At 64.1% G+C, this 22,596-nt stretch carries 20 protein-coding genes and 2 tRNA genes; 12 read left to right on the top strand and 10 right to left on the bottom strand.

Annotation, left to right across the window (positions count from 1 at the left end):
* The first annotated feature begins 342 nt into the window (after window positions 1-342).
* Window positions 343-687 (top strand): hypothetical protein, encoded by a 345-nt coding sequence (locus tag LT988_RS04560; RefSeq protein ID WP_232409047.1) that lies wholly within the window; start codon window positions 343-345, stop codon window positions 685-687.
* Between the two features lie 13 nt (window positions 688-700).
* A complete protein-coding gene (locus LT988_RS04555) occupies window positions 701-1,669 on the top strand; it encodes a hypothetical protein (protein ID WP_232409046.1) in 969 nt (322 codons plus the stop codon).
* Window positions 1,670-1,768: 99 nt separating this feature from the next.
* Here the strand turns inward: LT988_RS04555 and LT988_RS04550 are convergent, their stop codons facing one another.
* Window positions 1,769-2,251, bottom strand: a complete 483-nt coding sequence (locus LT988_RS04550) for a tyrosine-type recombinase/integrase (protein WP_269752101.1) — start codon at window positions 2,249-2,251, stop codon at window positions 1,769-1,771.
* 554 nt (window positions 2,252-2,805) lie between these two features.
* Here LT988_RS04550 and rimO point away from each other — a divergent pair.
* Entirely contained in the window at window positions 2,806-4,131 is a 1,326-nt protein-coding gene (gene rimO, locus LT988_RS04545; RefSeq protein ID WP_232409044.1) for a 30S ribosomal protein S12 methylthiotransferase RimO, read from the top strand.
* Window positions 4,132-4,328: 197 nt separating this feature from the next.
* On the opposite strand, the gene LT988_RS04540 is transcribed toward rimO, so the two are convergent.
* A complete protein-coding gene (locus LT988_RS04540) occupies window positions 4,329-4,529 on the bottom strand; it encodes a YgaP family membrane protein (RefSeq protein ID WP_093191486.1) in 201 nt (66 codons plus the stop codon).
* A 131-nt stretch (window positions 4,530-4,660) separates the two neighbouring features.
* Here LT988_RS04540 and LT988_RS04535 point away from each other — a divergent pair, with 131 nt between their 5' ends.
* Window positions 4,661-6,247, top strand: a complete 1,587-nt coding sequence (locus tag LT988_RS04535) for a bifunctional aminoglycoside phosphotransferase/ATP-binding protein (RefSeq protein WP_232410517.1) — start codon at window positions 4,661-4,663, stop codon at window positions 6,245-6,247.
* Here the strand turns inward: LT988_RS04535 and LT988_RS04530 are convergent.
* The 4 genes from LT988_RS04530 to LT988_RS04515 form a co-directional block, all read right to left on the bottom strand.
* Window positions 6,234-7,109 (bottom strand): DMT family transporter, encoded by an 876-nt coding sequence (locus LT988_RS04530; RefSeq protein WP_232409043.1) that lies wholly within the window; start codon window positions 7,107-7,109, stop codon window positions 6,234-6,236. The genes LT988_RS04535 and LT988_RS04530 overlap by 14 nt on opposite strands.
* A 24-nt stretch (window positions 7,110-7,133) precedes the next feature.
* Complete coding sequence (gene dusA / locus LT988_RS04525; protein ID WP_269752100.1) at window positions 7,134-8,123, bottom strand: tRNA dihydrouridine(20/20a) synthase DusA; 990 nt, start codon at window positions 8,121-8,123, stop codon at window positions 7,134-7,136.
* 276 nt (window positions 8,124-8,399) lie between these two features.
* Window positions 8,400-9,776, bottom strand: a complete 1,377-nt coding sequence (gene gorA, locus LT988_RS04520; protein ID WP_232409042.1) for a glutathione-disulfide reductase — start codon at window positions 9,774-9,776, stop codon at window positions 8,400-8,402.
* A 90-nt stretch (window positions 9,777-9,866) separates the two neighbouring features.
* The gene (locus tag LT988_RS04515; RefSeq protein WP_232409041.1) at window positions 9,867-10,610 is read right to left on the bottom strand and encodes a glutathione peroxidase; all 744 of its coding nucleotides are present in this window, start codon (window positions 10,608-10,610) and stop codon (window positions 9,867-9,869) included.
* 647 nt (window positions 10,611-11,257) lie between these two features.
* Between LT988_RS04515 and LT988_RS04510 the strand changes: the two genes are divergently transcribed.
* Window positions 11,258-11,695, top strand: coding sequence for an Hpt domain-containing protein (locus LT988_RS04510; RefSeq protein WP_232409040.1), 438 nt, complete (start codon window positions 11,258-11,260; stop codon window positions 11,693-11,695).
* A gap of 285 nt (window positions 11,696-11,980) precedes the next feature.
* Here LT988_RS04510 and LT988_RS04505 read toward each other — a convergent pair.
* A tRNA-Ala gene (locus LT988_RS04505) sits at window positions 11,981-12,056 on the bottom strand.
* A gap of 121 nt (window positions 12,057-12,177) precedes the next feature.
* Here LT988_RS04505 and arsS point away from each other — a divergent pair.
* Window positions 12,178-13,137, top strand: coding sequence for an arsenosugar biosynthesis radical SAM (seleno)protein ArsS (arsS, locus tag LT988_RS04500; protein ID WP_232409039.1), 960 nt, complete (start codon window positions 12,178-12,180; stop codon window positions 13,135-13,137).
* A gap of 34 nt (window positions 13,138-13,171) precedes the next feature.
* Window positions 13,172-13,828 (top strand): TIGR04282 family arsenosugar biosynthesis glycosyltransferase, encoded by a 657-nt coding sequence (locus LT988_RS04495; protein WP_232409038.1) that lies wholly within the window; start codon window positions 13,172-13,174, stop codon window positions 13,826-13,828.
* 232 nt (window positions 13,829-14,060) lie between these two features.
* Here the strand turns inward: LT988_RS04495 and LT988_RS04490 are convergent, their stop codons facing one another.
* Window positions 14,061-14,876 carry a cytochrome C assembly family protein gene (locus tag LT988_RS04490; protein ID WP_232409037.1) on the bottom strand — a complete coding sequence of 272 codons (816 nt, stop codon included), beginning with the start codon at window positions 14,874-14,876 and terminating at the stop codon, window positions 14,061-14,063.
* Between the two features lie 392 nt (window positions 14,877-15,268).
* Between LT988_RS04490 and ffh the strand changes: the two genes are divergently transcribed.
* Window positions 15,269-16,675 (top strand): signal recognition particle protein, encoded by a 1,407-nt coding sequence (gene ffh, locus LT988_RS04485; RefSeq protein ID WP_232409036.1) that lies wholly within the window; start codon window positions 15,269-15,271, stop codon window positions 16,673-16,675.
* A gap of 298 nt (window positions 16,676-16,973) precedes the next feature.
* Here ffh and LT988_RS04480 read toward each other — a convergent pair.
* Window positions 16,974-17,048: transfer RNA gene (locus tag LT988_RS04480), tRNA-Glu, on the bottom strand.
* Between the two features lie 168 nt (window positions 17,049-17,216).
* On the opposite strand from LT988_RS04480, the gene pcnB reads away from it, so the two are divergent.
* From pcnB to panD, 4 genes are all read left to right on the top strand, one after another.
* The gene (pcnB, locus tag LT988_RS04475; RefSeq protein WP_232410515.1) at window positions 17,217-18,581 is read left to right on the top strand and encodes a polynucleotide adenylyltransferase PcnB; all 1,365 of its coding nucleotides are present in this window, start codon (window positions 17,217-17,219) and stop codon (window positions 18,579-18,581) included.
* A 93-nt stretch (window positions 18,582-18,674) separates the two neighbouring features.
* Window positions 18,675-19,478: a 3-methyl-2-oxobutanoate hydroxymethyltransferase gene (gene panB, locus LT988_RS04470; protein WP_232409035.1), complete on the top strand. Its 804-nt coding sequence runs from the start codon at window positions 18,675-18,677 to the stop codon at window positions 19,476-19,478.
* 63 nt (window positions 19,479-19,541) lie between these two features.
* On the top strand, window positions 19,542-20,420 hold the full coding sequence (panC, locus tag LT988_RS04465) for a pantoate--beta-alanine ligase (protein WP_232409034.1): 879 nt from the start codon (window positions 19,542-19,544) through the stop codon (window positions 20,418-20,420).
* Between the two features lie 80 nt (window positions 20,421-20,500).
* Window positions 20,501-20,881: an aspartate 1-decarboxylase gene (gene panD / locus LT988_RS04460; RefSeq protein WP_232409033.1), complete on the top strand. Its 381-nt coding sequence runs from the start codon at window positions 20,501-20,503 to the stop codon at window positions 20,879-20,881.
* Between the two features lie 95 nt (window positions 20,882-20,976).
* Here panD and glgA read toward each other — a convergent pair whose 3' ends face one another.
* The gene (gene glgA, locus LT988_RS04455; protein ID WP_232409032.1) at window positions 20,977-22,527 is read right to left on the bottom strand and encodes a glycogen synthase GlgA; all 1,551 of its coding nucleotides are present in this window, start codon (window positions 22,525-22,527) and stop codon (window positions 20,977-20,979) included.
* Between the last annotated feature and the right edge of the window lie 69 nt (window positions 22,528-22,596).

Here is a 22,596-nt window from a genome sequence, read left to right as displayed (position 1 = left end):
CAAATATTTACCGCTTCGGAACGCGACCGGCCTACGCCGATCGATTCCTGTCATCAGAAACCTGAAGTCAAACTTCGCGGCTACGTCTCTGATTCCTGCCCACATCCCGGGCACACTGACCTACAGATGCTGTTTTGGGCCATGTGCCCAGGGCGTGCCCCTGCTGTGCCTATGGCCGGCGGGCCACCGGATCGAGGTCACCGAAACTAACTCCTGCACTCCGTGCCCACATATCTTCTTTCTGAAGACGGTGAGACTCCACTCCGGCTGACCTGATCGACATCGTGGCCCAGCCACGATGCTCCGCTACCGCCGCGTCTCCGACTTTCTCGGATCGGGTGATTGAAAGACTGGCAAACCCCGGCCACTGCAGAACGCGTCGCCGAGGCATTGCCGGAACTCGCTCAGAGCGGAGGCACCGAACGCGCGCTGCTGCTGATGCGCCTCGACCCGACCCTGGAGCGAACGGGTACCGACAAGTCGGCCGCGCGCGGCAGCGCGATCAGCGATGAGCGCCGCGTTCGGGAGTCGGCTGAGAAGTATTTCGTCGGTCGCCGCGGTGTTCCCTTTGCCAGTGCGGTTCGAGGCGTAGCGAGCGACACCGGTCTGGCGGAGCACCAAGTCCGCGAGCTCCTGGCGGCGCAATACGTCGTCGTCGGCACCAACATTTTCAACCGACGTCGCTGACGAGAGGACCTCAATGGCCAATAAAAAAACCAATCCAGACGCACTGCGCGATGGCGCGCGCGAGAAGCTCGAACAGCTCGGCTATCAGCAGATCGAGGCCAGCTTCGCCCTGTTTGATCCCCTCGGCGACGGCTCTATGGCGGAGACCGCGGAGCTGGTTGGGTTGGACGATGACGAGCCCGTCATCCTGTTTGCAAGTGGTGAGCCCGGCGATGCCTCGAAGGCGTCGGTGCAGGACGATGCCAAGTTCAAGGCCGGACTCGGTGCCGCCGAGGGCAAGCCCTTCCGTTTCGTCTGGCTCTGGGATGGCGAGAACGACTTCATCTTCGACGTCGAGAAGGACGCCCAGATCTCAGCCCTGCCGGCCCGAGATGACTGGAAGACCGTCGCCCGGCCGATCTCCGAGACCCGCACGCGCATGGTGCAAGAGGTCTCGGCCGAGTATCACCGCGGCGACTTCCGGGCCATCCAGCGCAAGTTCGACCAACTACACGAGGCCATCTACTCCCGTGGGGGCGTCAAACCCACCAACGCCGCCATCGACGAGCTGGGCAAGCTCCTGTTCCTCAAGGTCCACCTGGAGAAGAGCCCCGGCTACGCGCTCACCGGTGGCGCGGCCAAGGGCCAGCGCTTCGCCGACATCTACTCCGCCGACCACGTTCGCGCGCACAAGAAGGATGCCGTCATCCAGCTCAAGGACGCGTTCCGGGAGATCAACAACCTCCCGCGGTACAAGGCGACCGAGGGACAGGTTCTGAATGGGCATCGGCCCAGACGCTCTCCTTTCCATAACTTCCCCGAGGACTACCGAAAGCAGGTCAAGGACGCATGCGGCTATCCGCCTGAGGCTTCGCCTGGGGCCGACCGCAGCTTAACTGGAAGCGGTGGCTCGACGACCGGGGCGGTCGTAAGCACTCGCCCAGGCCAAGCGCCGTCGGTGACCGCGAAGCGCGTTGACCTGCCGCTCACGCGACTTGGCTGAGTGGCAGAAACTGGCCGTTATGTAGAGGTCGCATTTATGTTGAGTTGTCGCGCCGATGCCGGTGCTGCTGAGCGTCGGCGCGATCGGGGCTCTACAGAGTTACAGGTCCAGGAGAAAGCGCATCAGCTCATCGGGCGGTTGATAGCGTGTCGACTCCATCGCGGGCTCCTGAAGGCGGGCCAGAGCGTTTTGCTTCATCGCCAGATCGGCCTCGACGTAGCGATGCGTGGTCGTCATGCTCTCATGCCCCAGCCAGAGTGCGATCACGCTGAAGGCGACACCGGACTGCAGCATATGCATGGCGGTGGAGTGGCGCACCGAGTGAGGTGAGATGTGGCGCGTGTTGAGGCTGGGGTAGCGCTCGGCGGCACGTGCCACCGCGAGCTCCAAGCGTTTGTTGACATTGGAGCGAGTCATCGCCTGTCCGTTGCGGTTGGGCAGCAAGGGCGCCGTGCTCGCCAGTGAGGGATTGCGCCGCAGCCAGCCGGACCCACCCGCAATTGGACGCCGCCCGCTTCGGTCTTGCTCAACCCGGGAAAAACCCCCCTCGTGAACAGGAGAAGGCCGACACGAACATGACATGATTGATGCGACAACTACCTTGACACTTACCGCTCGGAACGATGGCGGCAGACGACCCATGCCAGCCGCTGATATCTTGGGGATCAACGGCCGCGGTAGCGCGGACAGGCGACACTCGTCCCGTCGACGAGGAATACATACTTTCATTGGAACCCGCTATGGTCTACCCGTCGAGAGGGGCGGGATGATGACCTCCGTTTCGTTTCCGCCGACGGGACGCGTAACATGGCGTGGCACCGGGAGAAGGTTTTGTCCCTTGCGGAGCCCGAGATGTCCGAGCCGCCGTTTGTTGATCGCGCGACGTCCGAGACATTTCAGACGCTTGCCGTCGTGCAAGCCCTTTCGCCCTGGCGTACCCCTTGAGTACGTGCCGTAGAACCACGATGGCGTCGGCTTGCGCCTTGCCGGGCACCGCGCGGGACGCACCCTGACGGCCAGCCAACTGGCTCATTCCAGGATGATGGCCGTGCGGACCAAGGCCCTCGTGGTGTCCTCCGAGCGACTGCTCGCAGATCGTCGGTTTTCTTTGGATGTTGTAGATCCCGGTTAATCCTATGTCGATGACCCAAACCCCCAAGATCGGATTCGTCAGCCTCGGCTGTCCCAAGGCGACGGTGGATTCGGAGCGGATCCTCACGCAGCTGCGTGCGGAGGGCTACGGCATCCCGCCGAGCTACGAGGATGCCGATCTGATCATCGTCAACACCTGCGGCTTTATCGACGACGCGGTCGAGGAGTCGCTCGGTGCGATCGGCGAGGCGTTGAGCGCGAACGGTCGTGTCATCGTGACCGGGTGCCTGGGTGCGCGTGCAGAGCTGATCCGCGAAGCTCATCCGGAAGTCCTTGCGGTCACGGGCCCGCACGCACTCGACGAGGTGATGGCGGCCGTTCATGTGCAGCTGCCGGCGCCGCATGATCCCTTCGTCAGTTTGGTGCCGCCGCAAGGGGTGAGGCTGACGCCGCGCCATTATGCCTATCTCAAGATCTCCGAGGGCTGCAACCATCGGTGCAGCTTCTGCATCATCCCAAGCCTGCGCGGCGATCTGACAAGCCGCCCGATCGGCGAGGTGCTCGCGGAGGCCGAGCGGCTGGTGGAGTCGGGGGTGCGCGAGCTCTTGATCATCTCCCAAGACACCAGTGCCTACGGGTTGGATCTGCGCTATCGGCCCGATTTCTGGAATGGCCGGCCGCTCAAGACCGACACCGTCAACCTGGCGCGCGCACTCGGCGTGCTGCCGGCCTGGGTCCGGCTGCACTACGTCTATCCCTATCCGCACGTGGACGCGCTGATCCCGTTGATGGCGGAGGGGCTGATCCTGCCCTATCTCGACATGCCTCTTCAGCACGGCAGCGAGTTGATTCTGCGTGCAATGCGTCGTCCGGCGGCGACCGAGAAGGTGCTCGATCGGCTCTCGCGCTGGCGCGAGCAGTGTCCGGAGCTGGTCATGCGCAGCACCTTCATCGTCGGTTTTCCGGGCGAGACCGAGGCCGAGTTCGAGGAGTTGCTCGACTTCCTGCGCGCAGCCCAACTGGACCGCGTGGGTTGTTTCCCCTATTCGCCGGTCGAGGGTGCGACGGCCAACGCGCTGCCGGACCCTGTCCCGGAGCCGGTCAAGCACGAGCGGGTCGAGCGCTTCATGGCCGTGCAAGCCGAGATCAGTCGGGCGAAGCTCGCCGAGCGAGTCGGCCAACGGCTGACCGTGCTGATCGACGAGGTCGGGGAAGACGAGGTCATCGCTCGCAGCTATGCGGACGCGCCCGAGATCGACGGCGAGGTCATCATCGCGGGTGCCTGGGAGCTGGATCCGGGGGATTTTATCGAGGTCGAGGTCACGGACGCGGGTGATCACGATCTGTGGGCACAGCCGGTCACCGATTAAATCGCGTCCGCTGCGATATGCGGGCTCGGAGCTTGGGGCGGGATTCTCACGTCCATGAGCAGTCGGCGCAGACGCGATTTAAGTCATGAAGAACTATGTATAGTCCTAAACCGCGTTGCGCCGAGGCCGTAATGTCCGACGAGGCCGAGACAAAAGACGAAGCGACTTGAATCGCTCCGTACGCGGTTTAGTCGGCGTCAAAATGCGGGGCCGGTCTTCTTGCCCATCTTCTTCAGGATCAGGGCCATCGGGCAGAATCCGGTGAAGGCCGACTGGAAGAGATTCAGGCCGACGAAGGCCGTGAACCACAGCCAGTAGGGGCTGACGTAGTGCGCAAGCAGGAGCGAGATCAGGATGAAGGCGCCGGCGACGGCAAATACGATGCGTTCGATAGACATAAACAGCTCCAACGGTTCGGGTTGCGGGTTGGGAGAGGACGAGTATCGCACGGGATATTAAAGAACGCTTATACTCGGTTCAAGGTCGATTGATGTAAGGTCTTTGCCGGACGGATGAGGTGAGCTGCCCCGTGGACGTCGACACCTTTCCGTGCCTGATACACGCCCTGATGCGACCGGATGCCTACCCGCACCCTGCCGACCCGGTCGAGCACATCGAGACCCACATCTCCCATGTGTTTCTCGCGGGTGCGTTTGCCTACAAGCTCAAGAAGCCCATCGATCTGGGTTTTCTCGACTTCTCCACGCTGGAACGCCGTCGCCGCTGTTGCGAGGAGGAGCTGCGGCTGAATCGGCGTCTCGCGCCGGCTCTCTATCTGGGCGTGGTTGCCGTCACCGGCACCGCAAACGCGCCGCGCATCGGCGGAACCGGTCCTGTGCAGGAGTACGCCGTGCAGATGCACCGTTTCCCGCAAGAGGCCCTGCTTGACCGTCAGGAGCTTTCCGGCGAGCTGATCGATCGCTTGGCCGTGGAGATTGCCGAGTTTCACGCCCGGATCCCGGTCGCCGATCCCGAGAGTCCTTTCGGCACTCCCGACGCCGTGCTTGCGCCCATGGTCGAGAACCTGGTGCAGATTCGCTCCCGGGCCCTGCTGCCGGATCCCCGCGAGCGTCTGGATCGCGTCGAAGCCTGGACACGCGCGCGCTGGCAATCCCTGATTCCGATGATTGAACGGCGGCGGCGCAACGGCTTTGTGCGCGAGTGCCACGGCGACATGCACCGCGGCAACGTCGCATTGGTGAACGGGGAGATTCGCATCTTCGACGCGATCGAGTTCAACCCCTTCCTACGCTGGATCGACACGGCGAGCGAGATCGCTTTCCTGACCATGGACCTCGATGAATCCGGCGCGGAGCCGTTGGGGCGGCGTTTCCTCAACCGATATCTGGAGCGTAGCGGAGACTATGAGCTCTTGTCCCTGCTGGATCTTTACAAGGTCTATCGCGCGCTGGTTCGGGCGAAGGTCATGGCGATCCGTCTCGCGCAGGCCGATCTGGATCCGGCGCAAGAGGCCCGCGATCGCTCGACCTGCATCCGTTATCTGGAGCTTGCCGAGTCCTACACCTGCATTCGGTCGCCGCGCCTGTTGATTGCGTGCGGACTGTCCGGATCCGGAAAGAGCTATATGGCGCGGCTGCTTCGCGAGGCACTCCCCTTGATCCATTTGCGCTCGGACATCGAGCGCAAGCGGCTCTTCGGAATCTCCGAGACCGTGTCCGCCCGTGCGTCGCTCGATGCCGGGATCTATTTCCCGACCGCGACCGAATGGACCTACGACCGTCTATTGCGTCTGGCAGAGGCGATCCTCGGCTACGGTTACGACGTGTTGGTCGATGCGACCTTCATCCGCGCGGCGCGGCGCGCACTGTTTTGGGACTTGGCTCGGCGGCAGCGCATACCGATCGCGATCCTGGCGCTCGATGCCCCCCTGGATGTGCTGCGTCACCGCATCGTTTCCCGGCGTGCCGAGAAACAGGATGTCTCGGACGCCGACGTGCGGGTTCTCGAGCGCCAACGGCTGGCGCTGGAACCCTTGGCATCAGACGAGCGTGTCCATGCGGTCTTTATCGATACCAGCCGAACACCTCCGTTGGACGAGTTGCTCGAACGGATCGAGGCGGCCTTCGTCTCGGTGCGCGCGCCTACCGAGCAATGAGCGCCACACCGGCGAGCATCAGCATGCCGCCCGGCAGCCGTGTCGAGAGACCGGTCTCGCGGAAGACCAGGACGCCGTAGAGGATGCCGAAGAGCAGGCTGGTGCGTTTGACGGCGATCATGTAGGCCACCTCGACCTGTTGCACGGCGAGGAAGTGCGTGCAGACCATCAGCCCCATCAGGACGCCGACGAGCAAAACCGGCATCGGTCGGCGCGCCAGCTTGAGAAGAAGCCCGGGCCGCGGCAAGAGGATCAGCAGGCAGACGGTCGCGCCGAGCAGCGCAAAGTAGAAGGCCCCGAAAAACTCAGGGTCCATGTAACGCATGGCCCCTTTGCCCAGAGTGGCGGTCACGGCATAGATGGCCGCCACCGCCAGCATCATTCGCGAGCCGGGCTCCTCGACGATGGCCGCGAAGGGACGTGTCCAGCTTCGCCAATCGCGTCGTTTGGCATGCCGGCTGTTCAGCAGCCAGGCGCCGGCCACCACCAACCCGACACCCGCCGCGCCGAGCGGGCTGACCGCCTCGCCGAGCAGCCCCCAAGCCACGGCGATAACGAACACCGGGGTGAAGGCCAAGTAGGGCAGGGTGAGCGAGAGGGGATGGTCGCGGATCGCCGCCATGTAGAGGAGCATCGCTGCGATCTCGAGCGGGATCAGGGCCGCAATCCACCCCCAAAAAGCCGGCGGCAGGTCCAGCAGCGGCGGCATGCCGACCAGCAGCGGTGTCATCAGGAGCCCGGCGACGCCGAAGCGCACCACGACCAGCTCGCGTGCAGAGAAGCCTTGCAGCCAGGCCTTGGTCGCGGCGTCCGCACTCGCCAGGGAGAAGGCGCAAAGCAGGGAGAGGCTGACCCAGTCCATGGCGCCTCGCGGTAGATCCGTCGACTAAGGCCGCGGCTCGGGCGGCAGCTTCGCGGTCAGGACCTCGACCCCCGCGCCCGGACGGTGTGCCTGCTCGCTCAGATGGCGTCGCCACGCGCGGGCGCCGGGTTGGCCTTGGAAGAGACCGAGGATGTGCCGGCTCATGGCGCTCAAGGGTGTGCCCCCCGCAAGCTCGCGCTCCACATAGGGCAGGAAGGCGTCGAGGATCTCGTTGCGTGTCGGCGCGCGTCGGGCATCCCCGAAGATTGTCCGGTCGGCCTCGGCGAGAATCCAGGGGTTGTGATAGGCCTCGCGCCCGATCATGACCCCGTCGACCGTCTCGAGAAAACCTGTGGTCTCCTCCAGGGTCTTGATGCCTCCGTTGATCGCGATGGTCTGGTGCGGCAGATCGCGCTTGAGCTGCTCGACGACATCGTAGCGCAGGGGCGGGATATCGCGGTTCTCTTTCGGGCTCAGCCCGGCGAGCCAGGCCTTGCGCGCGTGCACGACGAGCGCATCGCAGCCCGCCTCGGTCACGGTGCCGGCAAAGTCCAGGAGCTCGTCGTAGCTGTCGCGATCGTCGATCCCGATCCGGGTCTTGACGGTCACCGGCACCGCGACGGCGTCCTTCATCGCCGCCACGCAGTCCGCGACCAGTCTCGGCTCGGCCATCAAGCAGGCGCCGAACCGCCCGTTCTGCACCCGATCCGACGGACAACCGACGTTGATGTTGATCTCGTCGTAGCCCCGATCGGCGCCCATCCGTGCGCAGTGCGCCATGTCCCGCGGGTCCGATCCGCCGAGTTGCAGCGCGATCGGGTGCTCCGCCCCATCGAAGGCGAGAAAGCGCTCGCGCTCCCCGTGAATCAGCGCTCCCGTGGTCACCATCTCGGTGTAGAGCAGGGTGTGTCGGCTGATGAGGCGCAGAAAATACCGGCAGTGCCGATCGGTCCAGTCGAGCATCGGCGCAACGGAGAGTCGGCGATCCAGCACAGGTACGATTAGGGAAGACAAAGACGAACCTTGCAACGGGGCGTTTTGGAGGAGCAGGTGCAACCAGTAGACGCCCCTAGTCTATCTGCGTGCGGTGCCGGCGGGTACCGACTTGGGACGAGGCGAACGAAATTTCGCAGCTTGCGGGGGTGCGCGGGCAGGCCGGGTGGCGATCTCCGCGTTCCGCACGGTCGCGGAGTTGTCGTGCCGTGACTGCGCCACGCGCGATCGACCGCCGATTGTTGGATCGGAGTCGGTCGATCGGAGCTTTTTAGGTACTTAACGCCGGATCTAGGATCAGGAGCCCTGCCCCGGACGTCTGACCGGCTCCTTGAGGGTGACCAACTCCTCGGCGCTGCTCGGGTGGATCGCCACGGTCGAGTCCAGGTCGGCCTTGGTCGCGCCCATCTTCACCGCCACGCCGAAGCCCTGCATCATCTCGTCGACACCGTCGCCGATCGCATGGATGCCGACGACCCGCTCCTCGGGGCCGACGCAGACTAGCTTCATGGCAGTTTTGGGGCCGTGCGCGTTCAGTGCGTAGCGCATCGGGGTGAAGCTGGTCTCGTAGATCGTCAGGGTATCGCCGAAACGCTCGCGCGCCTCGGGCTCGGTCAAGCCCACCTTGCCGATCGGCGGATGAGCGAAGACGACGGTCGGGACATTCTCGTAATCGAGCTTCAGACCCGGTTTGCCGCCGAACAGGCGTTCGGCCAAGCGACGCCCGGCGGCGATGGCGACCGGGGTCAAGGGCTCGCGACCGATCACGTCGCCGATGGCGTAAATGCCCGAGACGTTCGTATTTTGATAGGCATCGACCGGGATGATGCCGTTGGGCTGCATCGTGACGCCTGCGGCCTCCAGATTCAGCTCGCGGGTGTTCGGCGTGCGCCCGACCGCCCAGAGGAGGGTGTCGAATCCGCCCAGGCGTTCGCCGTCGCGTGCGACCAGTGCGAGCCCGTCGGCATTCTTCTCGAGCGCCGAAACCTCGAATTCGAGCCGCATCTTGATCCCGTCCGCGCCCATGTTCTCGGCCAGCGTTTCGCTGATCATGGGGTCGAAGAGAAACAGCACGCGGTCCTCGAGTGCCACGATGGTGACCTCGGTCCCGAGCGCCCGTAAGACCCCGGCGAGCTCCACACCGATGTAACCGCCGCCGATAATGGCGACGCGCTTGGGTTGAGACTCCAGCGCGAAGAAACCGTCCGAGGTGATGCCAAGCTCGGCACCCGGCATCCGCGGCACGATCGGGCGACCGCCGGTCGCGATGACGATATGATCCGCGCTGTAGCGATCGTCCCCGACAGCGATGGTCCGGGCGTCGACGAAGCGCGCCTGGCCTTGAATGCGTGTAATGCCTTGGCGCTCGACGTAGCCGTCCCAGTAACCGTTGATATCGGCGACGTAGCGGTTGCGCCCGGCGACGAGCGTGGGCCAGTCGATTCCCTCGGATTGGACCTTAATGCCGTAACCCGGAGCGTCGGCGACAGCCGCCGCCAAATTGGCGCCGTACCACATAACCTTCTTGGGGACACAGCCGGCGTTGACGCAGGTGCCGCCAAGCTTTCCCGTCTCAACCACGGCGACGCGCCGTCCGAGCTGCGCGGCCTTCTCGGCCACGGCCAGGCCGCCGCTTCCACCTCCGATGGCGATCAGGTCGAAATGCTGACTCATCTTCTTGACTCCCGGTCCTGTCTTCGAATCCCTCTGAGATCGGGCGATCCGGCCGCAACCGGGTCGCCCGTCGGTCTTGCAGAGTCGGCCTTACGCGGCGCGATGCTCCTTCAGCCAGGTCTCGAGAGCGTCGGATCCACCGACCAGCTTGCCGTTGACGAAGATCTGCGGCACGGTTGCGGCGTTGGCGACGGCCCGCAGGGTCTGCTCGGTGTAGTCGCGATTCAACACGAGCTCTTCGTAGTCGATCCCGGCGTTGCGCAGGGCCTCTTTTGCCTTGACGCAGAAGGGGCATCCGTCGCGGGTCATGACGGTGACGTCGAGCGGCTTGGCGGCTTCCGGCGCCAGATAGGCGAGCATGGTATCGGCATCGGAGACGCCGTAGGGGTCGCCTTCGACCTCGGGCTCGATGAACATCTGCTCGACGACGCCGTCGCGCACGAGCATCGAGTAGCGCCAGGACCGCTTGCCGAAGCCCAGATCGTCCTTGTCGACCAGCATGCCCATGCCGTCGGTGAATTCCCCGTTGCCGTCCGGGATAAAGGTAACGTTGTCGGCGTGCTGGGCCTTCTTCCATTCGTTCATGACAAAGGTGTCGTTCACCGACATGCACACCACGTCGTCGACCCCGTGCTGCTTGAAGGTCGGAACCAGCTGGTTGTAGCGCGGCACATGCGAGGAGGAGCAAGTCGGCGTGAAGGCGCCGGGCAAAGAAAAGACGACGACGGTCTTTCCCTTGAAGATGTCGTCCGTCGTCACATCCACCCATTCGTGGCCACGACGGGTGTGAAAGGTGACTTGCGGGACGCGGCTTCCGATACGATTCTCGAACATGGGGTCGTTCTCCAAGATTGGGTTAGGGTTGAGGGTGTCTGGTCTGCGTCGATGGGACGTAGAGTAGAGTCAGATCGATGATAAGGAAAATGGATTGTTTGTATCGGTGCGATCGTTGCTGACGATGATTGCTCCTGCGAGACGCCGTGCCTCGGCAGTCCGTGCGGCATCGAATGTTCGACCGCCCTCTGTCGGTGAGGTCAAGAGGGCTCGATTCAAGCGGTACGCGGTTTGTTTTCAGCATGCCGCTTCGATGTTGAGCGGCATGATACCCCGCGCGGAACTCACTGCCTGTGCGGTCGAGCCAAGCGCCACACTTGGAATTGCCGAGGGGATCTCTTACCAAGACGAGAGCGAAGTGTCGAATGGCGTATCATCACCTGGGCGCGCGCGACGATTGCGTTGCCTCGGCACCGGATCGCGCGTTGCCGCGGACAAGTTCTCGCCCCAACCACGACGGAGGCAGACCGCGATGTCGGTTATCAATGCAGGGTCCTCGACCAGGTTCGGCCACGCACGCATCGTCGTGTCTCCTGTGCTCCCGCTCGCCCCGAAGCGATCGGCAGCCCTTGTAGATACGGCGTCCGTTGCCGGCGACGCTCGCGATCGCGGGGTCGCGGTGCCCGGCGGCGGGTCGGCTTGAGCGCGTGGACGAGAACCTAAACAATCCGCTCGATGCCGAGGCGGCTATGATGCCCGAGACGGCCGTTGACACGTCGCTGCTCGATCTCGCGGTCCTTTCCCGACTGAACGACGATTTGGGCCGGGACTCGGTCCTGGACCTCATGGACCTGTTCCGAACCGAGTCGGAGCGGCGTCGGCATCGGATCGAGGCTGCTGTCTCCGCCCGCGACGCGTCCGCGGCCTGCCACGAGGCACACGCGCTCAAGGGCAGCGCCTTGACCTTCGGTGCCTGTTGTCTGGGAGCCTTGGCATTCAAGATGGAGCAGGCCGGGCGCCGCGGCGATCTGGATGCGCTGATCTCAGACCTGCCTGAGCTCGCACGCCTGACGGTGGAGACGCAAGCTGCCTTGGTGAGTGCATACTCGGTTAACGACGACCGCCGGGATCCGGAATCTTCCTGATGTCGCCGCAGCCGTGAGGTCGGACCGTACAGATGCCTGTCCTCAGCGGATCTTGTCCGCACCGACGGCGAGGTTTCTCGAGGCCTGGTGTCCAACGATGGGCAAGGACAGGACCACAGCGTGGTCAGCCGTCGAGCGATCGGTGAGGTGATCGAGGGGCGGGTCAGATGCCTGTGGCCCTTAGGTGTCCGTGCTGGTGAAGGCGAGTCTTCCGCGCGCGAATCCAGCGGGGGTACGATCCCGACGAAAGCCGCCCGGACAGAAGCCTGGCCTTCGTATCGGTGGTGGTGGAGCCGAGGGGGATCGAACCCCTGACCTCCGCATTGCGAACGCGGCGCTCTCCCAGCTGAGCTACGGCCCCGTGCTTCTAATTGTTTCGACGATTCTCCGCCCCGACTCTCCTCGGGTCCGACAACGCCGACGGCGCATTGTGCACCGTGCCGATGTCTCGAAACAAGCCCTGCAATTGTTCCGGAGTCTGCATGCTCGATTCACTGCCCTTGCTCTTCCCGTCGGATTTTCCCGCGATCGACCGGCGCCGCCTACAGACCCTGCAGATCAACCTGGGTTATCGCTGCAACCAGAGTTGCCGTCACTGCCATGTGGATGCCGGGCCCAAGCGCTCCGAGTCGATGAGCGAGGAGACGATCGCGGCGGTGCTCGCATTCCTGGACCGGCATCCGGTGCGCACGCTCGATATCACGGGCGGTGCACCCGAGATGCATCCGGAGTTTCGCCGCCTGGCTCGCGAGGGCCGGCGTCGCGGTGCGGAGGTGATCGACCGCTGCAACCTGACGATCCTCTCGGAGCCCGGCCATGAGGATCTCGGCGCCTTCTTGGCGGAGCAAGGCGTTCGGGTTGTTGCGTCCTTGCCCTGTTACCTGGCTGACAATGTCGATACTCAGCGCGGCAGCGGCGTCTTTGCAGCCAGCATCGCCGGTCTGCGCCTGCTCAACCGCCTAGGCTACGGCGTCGAAGGCAGCGGTCTTGAGCTGGACCTGGTGTTCAATCCGCAGGGCCCGACCTTGCCGCCTGCTCAGTGTGCCTTGGAGACCGATTACCGCGCTGTTCTCGGCGAGCGTTACGGCATCGTTTTCAGTCGCTTGCTGACGATCACGAACATGCCGATCAAGCGCTTCGGCAGCCTGCTTCAGTCGACCGGGCAGTTCGCCGACTATATGAACCTTCTAAAGGGCGCCTATCGCGCGGAGAATCTCGACGCCGTCATGTGCCGCGACCTGATCAGCGTGGATTGGCAGGGCTTCGTCTTCGATTGCGATTTCAATCAGATGCTTGGTCTTGGGCTCGAACGGGACGCGCGGCGGCTGCACGTCTCGGAGGTCGATGTCGATGGGCTCGAGGGTCTGCGCATCCGGACCGCGGAGCATTGCTACGGCTGCGCTGCGGGCCAGGGAAGCAGCTGTGGCGGGGCCTTGGCTTGAGGTGAGCGGCCCGGGTCATCCCGAGGGCAGGTCGGTGCGCTACCCGAACGCCCGCATCCTGATCTTCGCCAAGGCCCCGATCCCGGGACAGGTGAAGACCCGCTTGATCCCGGCGCTGGGACCTACGGGCGCTGCCGAGCTTGCTTGCGATCTTCTCGAGCGGCTGGTCCGGCGGCTCTCGGGCGCGCACCTCGCCCCGGTGGAGCTCTGGTGCTCGCCCGATTCCGAGCATCCGCTGTTTCGAGCCCTTGCCGCGTCGGCGGGTGTCGCGCTGCGCACGCAGCAGGGCGAGGATCTCGGCGAGCGCTTGAGCACGGCGGCGGAGGACGCGCTGGGTCGTGCAGACGCGGTGCTGCTCCTCGGTGCCGATATCCCGAGCCTCGATGCCGACTATTGCGCGTCGGCGTTGGCGACCCTTGGGGAGTCCGACGCGGCTCTGGGTCCGGCTGAGGACGGCGGTTATGTGCTGCTCGGGCTCAAGGCCCCTGCGCCGGCGTTGTTCACGGATATGCCGTGGGGCGGCGAGCACGTTGCCGCGATGACGCGGGGACGTATCGCGTCTCTGGGGTGGCGCTGCTCGGAGCTTCCGGTTTTGTGGGATCTGGATCGTCCCGAGGATCTCATGCGCTATCGTTGCCTCAAGGCCGATCGAGGTGATGCGCGACCGAAGGCCCGTAACGTCAATGTCTGAGGCTACGTCCGGAAGCTCCGGCAGTCGTCGTCAGTTGTGCTGACCGTCGTCAGCACAACTGGCGTCGACGGTTGCATGTGCCTCGCACGGCTCGGCACAAACCAAGATGCCCCGAGGCGTGCCTTGTCATGGCGGTTTCAAGTCTTCGCCTAAACCGCGCCGGCTCCAACGGCCGCCAAGTCCGCCGAGGCTGATCGCATCCGAAAACATTGCATACTGCGCTGGGCGCGGTTTAAGCGGCGCGTTGCAGAACCAGCTCCAAGACGGCTTTGCTGCCGAAGTAGGCCAGAATCAGCACAACGAACCCACCGAGCGTCCAGCCGATCGCGGTACGACCGCGCCAGCCCTTGCGAAACCGCCCGATGAGCAGTCCGCCAAACATCAGCCACGCCAGGATCGAGAGCACCGTCTTGTGCACGAGGTGCTGTGCGAGCATGTCTTCGAGGAAGGCGAAACCGCTCAACAGCGCCAGGGTCAGGAGTACGAAGCCCGCGGTGATCATCTCGAAGAGCAGGCTTTCCATCGTCTGAAGGGGGGGCAGGGTGCGCACGAAGCCGCCCGGATGACGGCTGCGCAGGTGGCTGTCCTGCACGGCCAACAGGATCGCCTGCACGGCGGCCAAGGTCAGGAGACTGTAGGCCAGCATCGAGAGCAGGACATGGATCTTCAGGGGCCAGTCCGCACTCGGGCGCATGAAGCCGACATCGGCGAACGATGCCTCCAAGACGAGGCTCAGGGCCGCGGCGGGCAGGAGCAGCAGGCCGAGGTTTTCCACCGGCTTGGTCAGGCTCGACACCAGCAGCAGCGTGATGATGGTCCAGGTGGTGAGCGCCAGCGCGTTGTAGAACCCGAGATTGAGTCCGGCGTGGCTGAAGATGCTGTCCCAAAGAAGCCAGCTGTGTAGTGCGAGGCCGACGAACATCAGTCCGAGCATCAGCGGGCGCTTCGGAGTCCATCCGTCGGTCTTGCGGAACAAGCGCATGCCGATCAAGGCGGCGGCCGCCGAGTAGCAGAGGATGGCGACGATGGCAATGAGGGTATGGGTCATAGATGGAAACCGATGGGCCTAAACCGCGCCCAGCGCGGTATGCGATGTTTGTGGATGGGATCGGCCCCGGCAGACTTGACGACCGTTGGAGCCGGCGCGGTTTAAAATATTAAAAAATATAACATTTTAAACCGCTTCCCCGCTAAGTGGTGTGGGTGCATCAAACGCCGGGCTCACTCGAAAGTCAGCATCTCGCTCTGGACGCGGATGACGTGGGATCGCACACAGGGCTAGCGCAAACCTGAGGTCTTCATGGCGGGGCCTTGTCGTATCGCCTGCCGGTGGCGGGCATTATACTCGGAACTTTCACGACTGGCCGGGCCGACGCCGGCCTGATTCAGATCGAGTGTTCATGCGGGCATCGTGGCCCGACGAGGATCGAGGTCCACCCTATGTTTGAGACTCTCCAGGATCGTTTCGGCGATGTCCTGAACAATTTGCGCGGTCAGGGTCGTCTGACCGAAGAGAACATCAAGGACACCGTTCGCCAGGTGCGCATGGCGCTTCTCGAGGCCGACGTTGCCCTCCCGGTGGTGCGGCAGTTCGTCGACGAGGTGCGCGAAAAGGCGCTCGGCGAGACCGTGACCCGGAGTCTGACCCCCGGCCAGGTCATGATCAAGATCGTCAACGACGAGCTGGTCAAGCTGATGGGGCAGGCCAACGAGCAGTTGGATCTGACCGCCCAACCGCCGGCTGTCGTGCTGATGGCGGGCCTGCAGGGTTCGGGCAAGACAACGAGTGTCGCCAAGCTTGCGCGATGGCTGCAGGAGAAGCAGGGCAAGTCGGTGATGGTCGTGAGCTGCGACGTCTACCGGCCGGCCGCCATCGAGCAGTTGAAAACGGTCGCAACCGAGGTCGGGGCCGAGTTCTACCCGAGCACCCCGGATCAGAACCCGATCGATATCGCCAAGCGCGCACTCGATGCGGCGCGCAAGCATTTCAAGGATGTGCTGATCGTCGACACCGCCGGCCGGCTGCATGTCGACTCGGCCATGATGGACGAGATCAAGGCGGTTCATGCCGCGTTGAAGCCGATCGAGACCCTCTTCGTCGTGGATGCCATGACGGGTCAGGATGCAGCCAATACGGCAAAGGCGTTCGACGAAGCACTGCCGCTGACCGGCGTGGTGCTGACGAAGACCGACGGCGATGCCCGCGGCGGCGCGGCGCTGTCGATCCGACAGATCACCGGCAAGCCGATCAAATTCCTCGGCACCGGCGAGAAGACCACTGCGCTCGAGCCCTTCTTTCCGGATCGGGTTGCCTCGCGCATCCTCGGGATGGGGGACGTGGTCTCGTTGGTCGAGGAGGTCCAGGCGAAGGTCGACAAGGACAAGGCCGAGAAGCTGGTCAAGAAGCTCAAGAAGGGTAAGGAGTTCGATCTCGTCGACTTCAAGGAGCAGCTCGACCAGATGGCGAGCATGGGGGGCATGATGGGCCTTCTGGACAAGCTCCCGGGGATGGGGCAGATCCCGGACCACGTCAAGAACAAGGCCAGCGACAAGGAGATGGGCAAGCTGATTGCCATCATCAACTCCATGACACCTCAGGAGCGCCGTTTTCCTGCCGTCATCAAGGGGTCGCGAAAGCGTCGCATTGCCGCTGGATCCGGCACCGAGGTGCAGGACGTGAACCGCCTGCTCAAGCAGTTCGCTCAGATGCAGAAGATGTTCAAGAAGATGAAGGGCGGCGGCATGGCCAAGATGATGCGTTCGATGCAGGGGCGCATGCCTGGAGGCTTTCCGCCGGGCGGGGGCTTCCCACCGGGGGGCATGCCGCCGGGCGGCTTCCCGATGTAGTTCACCACGGTCGGCCGATGCCGGGTCGACCCGGCATCGCGTGCCGAAGGTCACGGCTCGGTCGGGAATACAAGGCTGTGGCTCTACGGGTTCTTGCAGCCGGCCCCGCTGCTCGGGGTGCCTCGTTCCGGACCACTTGCCGTCTGCGCTCGCCCCGATAGGACATGCCGTGAAAAGCGCGCGTCCTCGTCGTCGCGGACTTGACGATGGTCGTGCCGATTGGGAAAAGAAAAACTTCGGAGTCCGGGGAAAGTTTGAGGATCGTGCAAAATACTCTTGCAGATCATCGGCTTGGATTTGGCGCTCCCTAGGGGGTTCGAACCCCTGTTACCGGCGTGAGAGGCCAGCGTCCTAACCGCTAGACGAAGGGAGCAGGTACTGCAGCGTGGAAACGCGTATTATACGCGCATCACGGCGCTCTACAAGCCGGCTGTGACCGTCGTCTTTTCAATGGCTGCAACTCCGCGCCCCGTCGTGCTCGGCACCGGGTGACGCCGACGTGAGTGCGGCCCCAGCGATCAGGAATTCCTCCTAAAAGGTGATGCAGGAACCTTTCCAAAACACGAGCCCGGAGGCGATCGCGGCGAGTCCTTTGATCGTGCCTCGGCCCGAGCACGGGATCTCGCGCGCGAACATCAGCGAGAACGCCCTCAAGGTGCTCTACCGTTTGAAACAAGAGAATTTTCAAGCCCATCTGGTCGGCGGCGGCGTGCGGGACCTTCTGCTCGGCCACGAGCCGAAGGATTTCGACGTGGCGACCGATGCGACCCCGGAGCAGGTCCGACAGGTGTTTCGCAACTGTCGTCTGATCGGGCGGCGCTTTCGGTTGGCACATGTCCATTTCGGGCGCGAGATCATCGAGGTCGCGACCTTTCGCGGCACGACCGTTGCGTCGGAGGGCGACGACAACGATCGGCAGATGGAGAACGGCCGGATCCTTCGGGACAACACCTACGGCACCATCGCCGAGGACGCCTTGCGCCGGGATTTCACGGTCAATGCGCTCTACTACAACATTGCCGACTTTTCGCTGATCGATTACGCCGACGGGCTCGATGACATCAAGGCCGGACGGCTGCGTTTGATCGGGGACCCGGAGCAGCGTTACCGCGAGGATCCCGTGAGGATGCTCCGTGCGGTCCGGTTCGCCTGCAAGCTGGGCTTCACGATCGAGCAGCAGACCGAGACGCCGCTGTTCAAGCTCGCACACCTGCTCGCAGACATCGCACCGGCGCGACTCTTCGATGAGCTGATCAAGCTCTTTCATTCGGGTTACGGCCTCGGCGTCTTCGAGAAGCTGCGGCAGTACGGGCTCTTCGGGGAGCTCTTCCCGGCGACGGAGGACTGCTTGGCCCGGGAAGATCAAGGCTTCCCGCTCACCTTTGTCAGTCGCGGTTTGGCCAATACCGACAAGCGACTGCATGAGGGCAAATCCGTGACGCCGGCCTTCCTGTTCGGCGTGCTCCTCTGGGAGCCGGTTCGTCGGCGTTTCGAGGAGTTTCTGGCCGAAGGCGAGGCGGCCAACGAGGCGATGTTCCTGGCGGCGAGCGAGGTTTGCACGCAGCAGCAATCGCTCGTGGCGATTCCCAAGCGGTTTTCGCTGCCGATGCGCGAAATCTGGTCGATGCAGCCTCGCCTCGAGCAGCGTGACGGCAAACGTCCGCAACGCTTGGTGACGCATCCGCGGTTCCGAGCCGCGTACGACTTCCTTGTCCTGCGTGCGGAGGCGGGCGAGGCGGATCCGGAGCTGGCGGCGTGGTGGACACGCTTTCAGGAGGCGAGCGGACAGGAGCGCGCCTCGATGACTGAAGGCAGCGCCAAACGGCGGAGGCGTCGTTCGCGGCGCCGCAAATCGGACGGGGGCGCCGCTTCGGGGGCGACGAGTGGTGTGGAGAGCGGCGGCTGATCCTCCTCTTCGGACGCGATCGAGCGCGGGGTAGCGTTGCTCGATCTCGGCCACTATCCTCGCTGACATCCTGCCTGATCTTCGGAGTCGACCATGTCCCTCGCGCCGATTACGGTCGCCACGCTCGCCGGAATGAAGGCGAAGGGCGAGCCCATCGCTTGTCTCACCTGCTACGATGCCAGCTTCGCGCGCCTGCTCGACAGTGTAGGCGTCGATCTGATGCTGGTGGGGGATTCTCTCGGGATGGTGCTCCAGGGGCACCGCACGACCGTGCCGGTCACGATCGAGCAAATGGTTTATCACGCGGCCTGCGTCTCGCGCGGACGGGAGCGGGCACTTCTTGTCGTGGATTTGCCTTTTCTCGCCAGCGCGACGCCGGAGCGCGCAATCGACGCCGCCGGGTGCTTGATGCAGGAGGGCGGGGCGGAGGTCGTGAAGCTCGAGGGCGGTGCGCCGATGCTGGACACGGTGCGGCGGCTCACGGAGCAGGGCGTGCCCGTCTGCGCCCATTTGGGGCTTCTGCCTCAGTCGGTGCACCGCATCGGAGGTTATCGTTTTCAGGGTCGAGACCATGCCTCCGCCGAGGCGATTCGGCACGATGCCGTCGCCATGCAGGAGGCCGGCGCGAGCCTCTTGGTCTTGGAATGCGTGCCTGCTGCATTGGCCTCGGAGATCGCCTTGATGCTGAGCATTCCCGTTATCGGAATCGGCGCCGGGGCCGGATGCGATGGCCAGGTGCTCGTGCTGCACGACATGCTCGGGCTCAATCCAGGGCGTCCGCCGAGCTTCAGCAGAAATTTCATGACCGGTCAGGTTTCGATCGGGGATGCTGTCGATGCTTATGTCCGAGCGGTCAAATCGCGTGAGTTCCCCGGTCGCGACGAGATACCGTACTGATGGCGGATCGATACCGAATCCGAGCGGATCAATCAGCGTCGGACGCTGCAGCGGGATAGTCCGATGAACACGATCGAAACCGTGGAAGACTTGCGATCGCAGGTGCGTGCTTGGCGTGCCGCCGGCGAGCGTGTGGCCTTTGTCCCGACGATGGGGAATCTGCACGCCGGGCATATGAGCTTGATTGCGGAGGCACGCACGCACGCGCCGCGGGTGGTCGCGAGCATCTTCGTCAACCCGATGCAGTTTGGCCCCGCCGAGGATCTGGATGCCTATCCGCGGACCTTGGCGCATGATCGGGAGCGACTCGAGGCGGCGGGTTGCGACCTCTTGTTCGCCCCCGGTGTCGCGACCGTCTACCCGCGCGGCAGCGAGGCGCAGACGCGCGTGGAGGTGCCGGGGCTCTCCGATATCCTCTGCGGCGAGAGCCGTCCCGGACATTTTCGCGGGGTGGCGACGGTGGTCTGCAAGTTATTCAACATGGTGCAGCCGGATGTCGCGCTGTTCGGCGAGAAGGATTTCCAGCAGCTGTTGGTGATCCGGCGGATGGTCGAAGACCTGGCCATGCCGGTGGAGATCGTCGGAGTGCCGACGGTGCGCGAGTCCGACGGGCTCGCCATGAGCTCTCGGAATGGCTACCTTTCGTCTTCGGATCGGGCACGCGCCCCGGCATTGCGGCGGATATTGGAGGCGGCTCGGCAATCCTTGCTGGCCGGCAGCGGTGCCGCGGCGGTCGAGCGAGAGGCCGAGGACGCTTTGCGCAAGGCCGGTTTGGCCCCAGACTATGTCCAGGTGCGTGCGGCGGAGGACCTGCGACCGGCCACGGAGGCCGACCGAGATCTTGTGATTCTCGCGGCCGCCTATCTTGGTCGGGCACGTTTGATCGACAATCTCGCGGTGCAGATGGATGCGAATGCTGCGCCGCAACAAACGCTGCGGTAAACTACGCCGATTCTTAGATCGAGAGCGCTTCGTCAGGGCACGAAGGCGCGGCCGGACGGGCCTTTCGGAGGATTGAAGACATGCATCTGACCTTGTTGAAGTGCAAACTGCATCGGGCTTGCGTGACCCACGCGGAGGTCGACTACGAGGGCTCCTGTGCCATCGACGAGGAGCTACTGACGCTCGCCGGCATTCGCGAATACGAACAGATTCAGATCTACAACGTCACCAACGGCGAGCGGTTCACAACCTACGCCATCCGTGCCGAGCCCGGCTCGCGTGTGATCTCGGTCAATGGGGCTGCAGCGCACAAAGCCGCACCTGGCGATCGCGTGATCATCTGCGCCTACGCCGAGATGACGGAGGCCGAGGCCGATGCCCACCGCCCGGCGCTCGTCTATCTCAACGAGCACAACCGCGTGACCCGCACCGGAGATTTCATCCCGGCTCAGGTGGCCTGATCCCGCTCCAACCCGCCCGACCAACGCTTGCTGTCGTAGACCGGCACGCAGAATTTAACCCGTAGAAGCCCATCGGACTCTGTCCGACCGGGCGGTTACCCAGACGCTGCGCTCGCCTGCTCCGTCTCCTGCGCGATCGCCCGATCGGCGATCGCCTCGGCATAAAGCCGCACATAGCTGCGTGCGCTCGCCTCCCAACTGAAGTCCTGCTGCATTCCAGTCGTCGCGAGCTTTTGCCATGCCTGCGGGTTGTCGCGATACAGTTGCAGGGCCTGTCGCACGGCGTCGAGAAGGGCCTCGGCGCGTGGCTCCTCGAACAAAAAACCGGTTGCGGTGCCGTCGGCGAGCGTTTCCGGGGAGGTATGCACCACGGTGTCGGCCAGTCCGCCGGTGCGGTGGGCGATGGGCGGCGTGCCGTACCGCAGGCTGTAGATCTGGTTCAGCCCGCAGGGCTCGAAGCGCGAGGGCATCAAGAAGGCGTCCGAGCCCGCCTCGATGCGATGCGCACGTGCCTCCTCGTACTCGACGAAGCCCCCGACCTGGCGCGGATACAAGGCAGCAATGGCGAGAAGTGCCTGCTCCGTGCTGCGTTCTCCGGTGCCTTGGAACACGACCTGGATGCGCGGGTCCTCGAGAAGGCGCGGGAGCATGGCGAGGATCAGGTCCACACCCTTCTGCTCGACCAAGCGGCCGATATAACCCAGCACGAAGGCTTCCTCGTTGCGCGGAAGCCCGACCTCGCGTTGGATGTCGAGCTTATTCTCCGCCTTGAGTCCGAACGTCTCCGGGTCATAGCATTGGAGAATGAAGGGATCCGTGAGGGGATCCCAGACCCGGTAATCGACCCCGTTGAGGATGCCGCTGAAACGCGTGCCGATCTGCCGCAAGAGCCCGTCGAGCCCGCATCCGAAACGTGCCGTGCGCACCTCCGCGGCATAGGATGGGCTGACGGTGTTGACCCGATCGGAGAAGATGATCCCCCCCTTGATGAAGGACATCCTCTGATGGAACTCCAGCCCCGAGACGCTCCACAGCGCGGGCGGTAGGCCGAGCCGATCGAAGGTCGCGCGATCGAACAGACCTTGGTAGGCGAGATTGTGGATCGTGAAGACGTTTGCCGGATGGCCCGGCAGATCTCGGAGCAGGGCAGGGGCCAGTCCGGTTTGCCAGTCGTTGCCGTGCAGCACGTCCGGACGCCAGCCGATCGCCGGAAGACCGCAAGCGACCAAGGCAATGGCCCGGCAGAAGAGCAGGAAGCGCTCGGCGTTGTCGCCCCAGTCACGTCCGCTGAGGTCGGTGTAGGGATTGCCTTCGCGACAGAAGTGCTCGGGTGCGTCGACTAAATAGATCGGCAAGTCGTGATCTGGATGCTTGCCTTCGAGAATGCGCACGTGGGTGCGGCTCGCCGGGATCTTCAGCTCGCAAAGGATCTTGGTATCGCGCAACCGGCGGGCCGCGCGTGGATAGGCCGGCAGGATGAGCCGCGCGTCGTGGCCCAGATCGCGCAACGCAGCGGGTAGACTGGCCGCGACATCGGCGAGCCCGCCGGTCTTGATCAGCGGATGAGCCTCGCTGCTCGCCACGAGGATATGCAGCGGCCGCTCCGGCGCGGTAATGTCCGGGGATAGAAAAGGCGATGGCTCCATGGAGGGTCCCTAAATCCGAGCGAAGCGGTTGCCGGCGCGGCACGCCTGGCTTGGCAACAGTATGACAAA

This window comes from Thiocapsa bogorovii (assembly GCF_021228795.1).
GTDB classification, from domain to species: Bacteria; Pseudomonadota; Gammaproteobacteria; order Chromatiales; family Chromatiaceae; genus Thiocapsa; species Thiocapsa bogorovii.
Note: the sequence above shows the minus strand (reverse complement) of the source record. Positions and strands in the feature narration are given on the sequence as shown.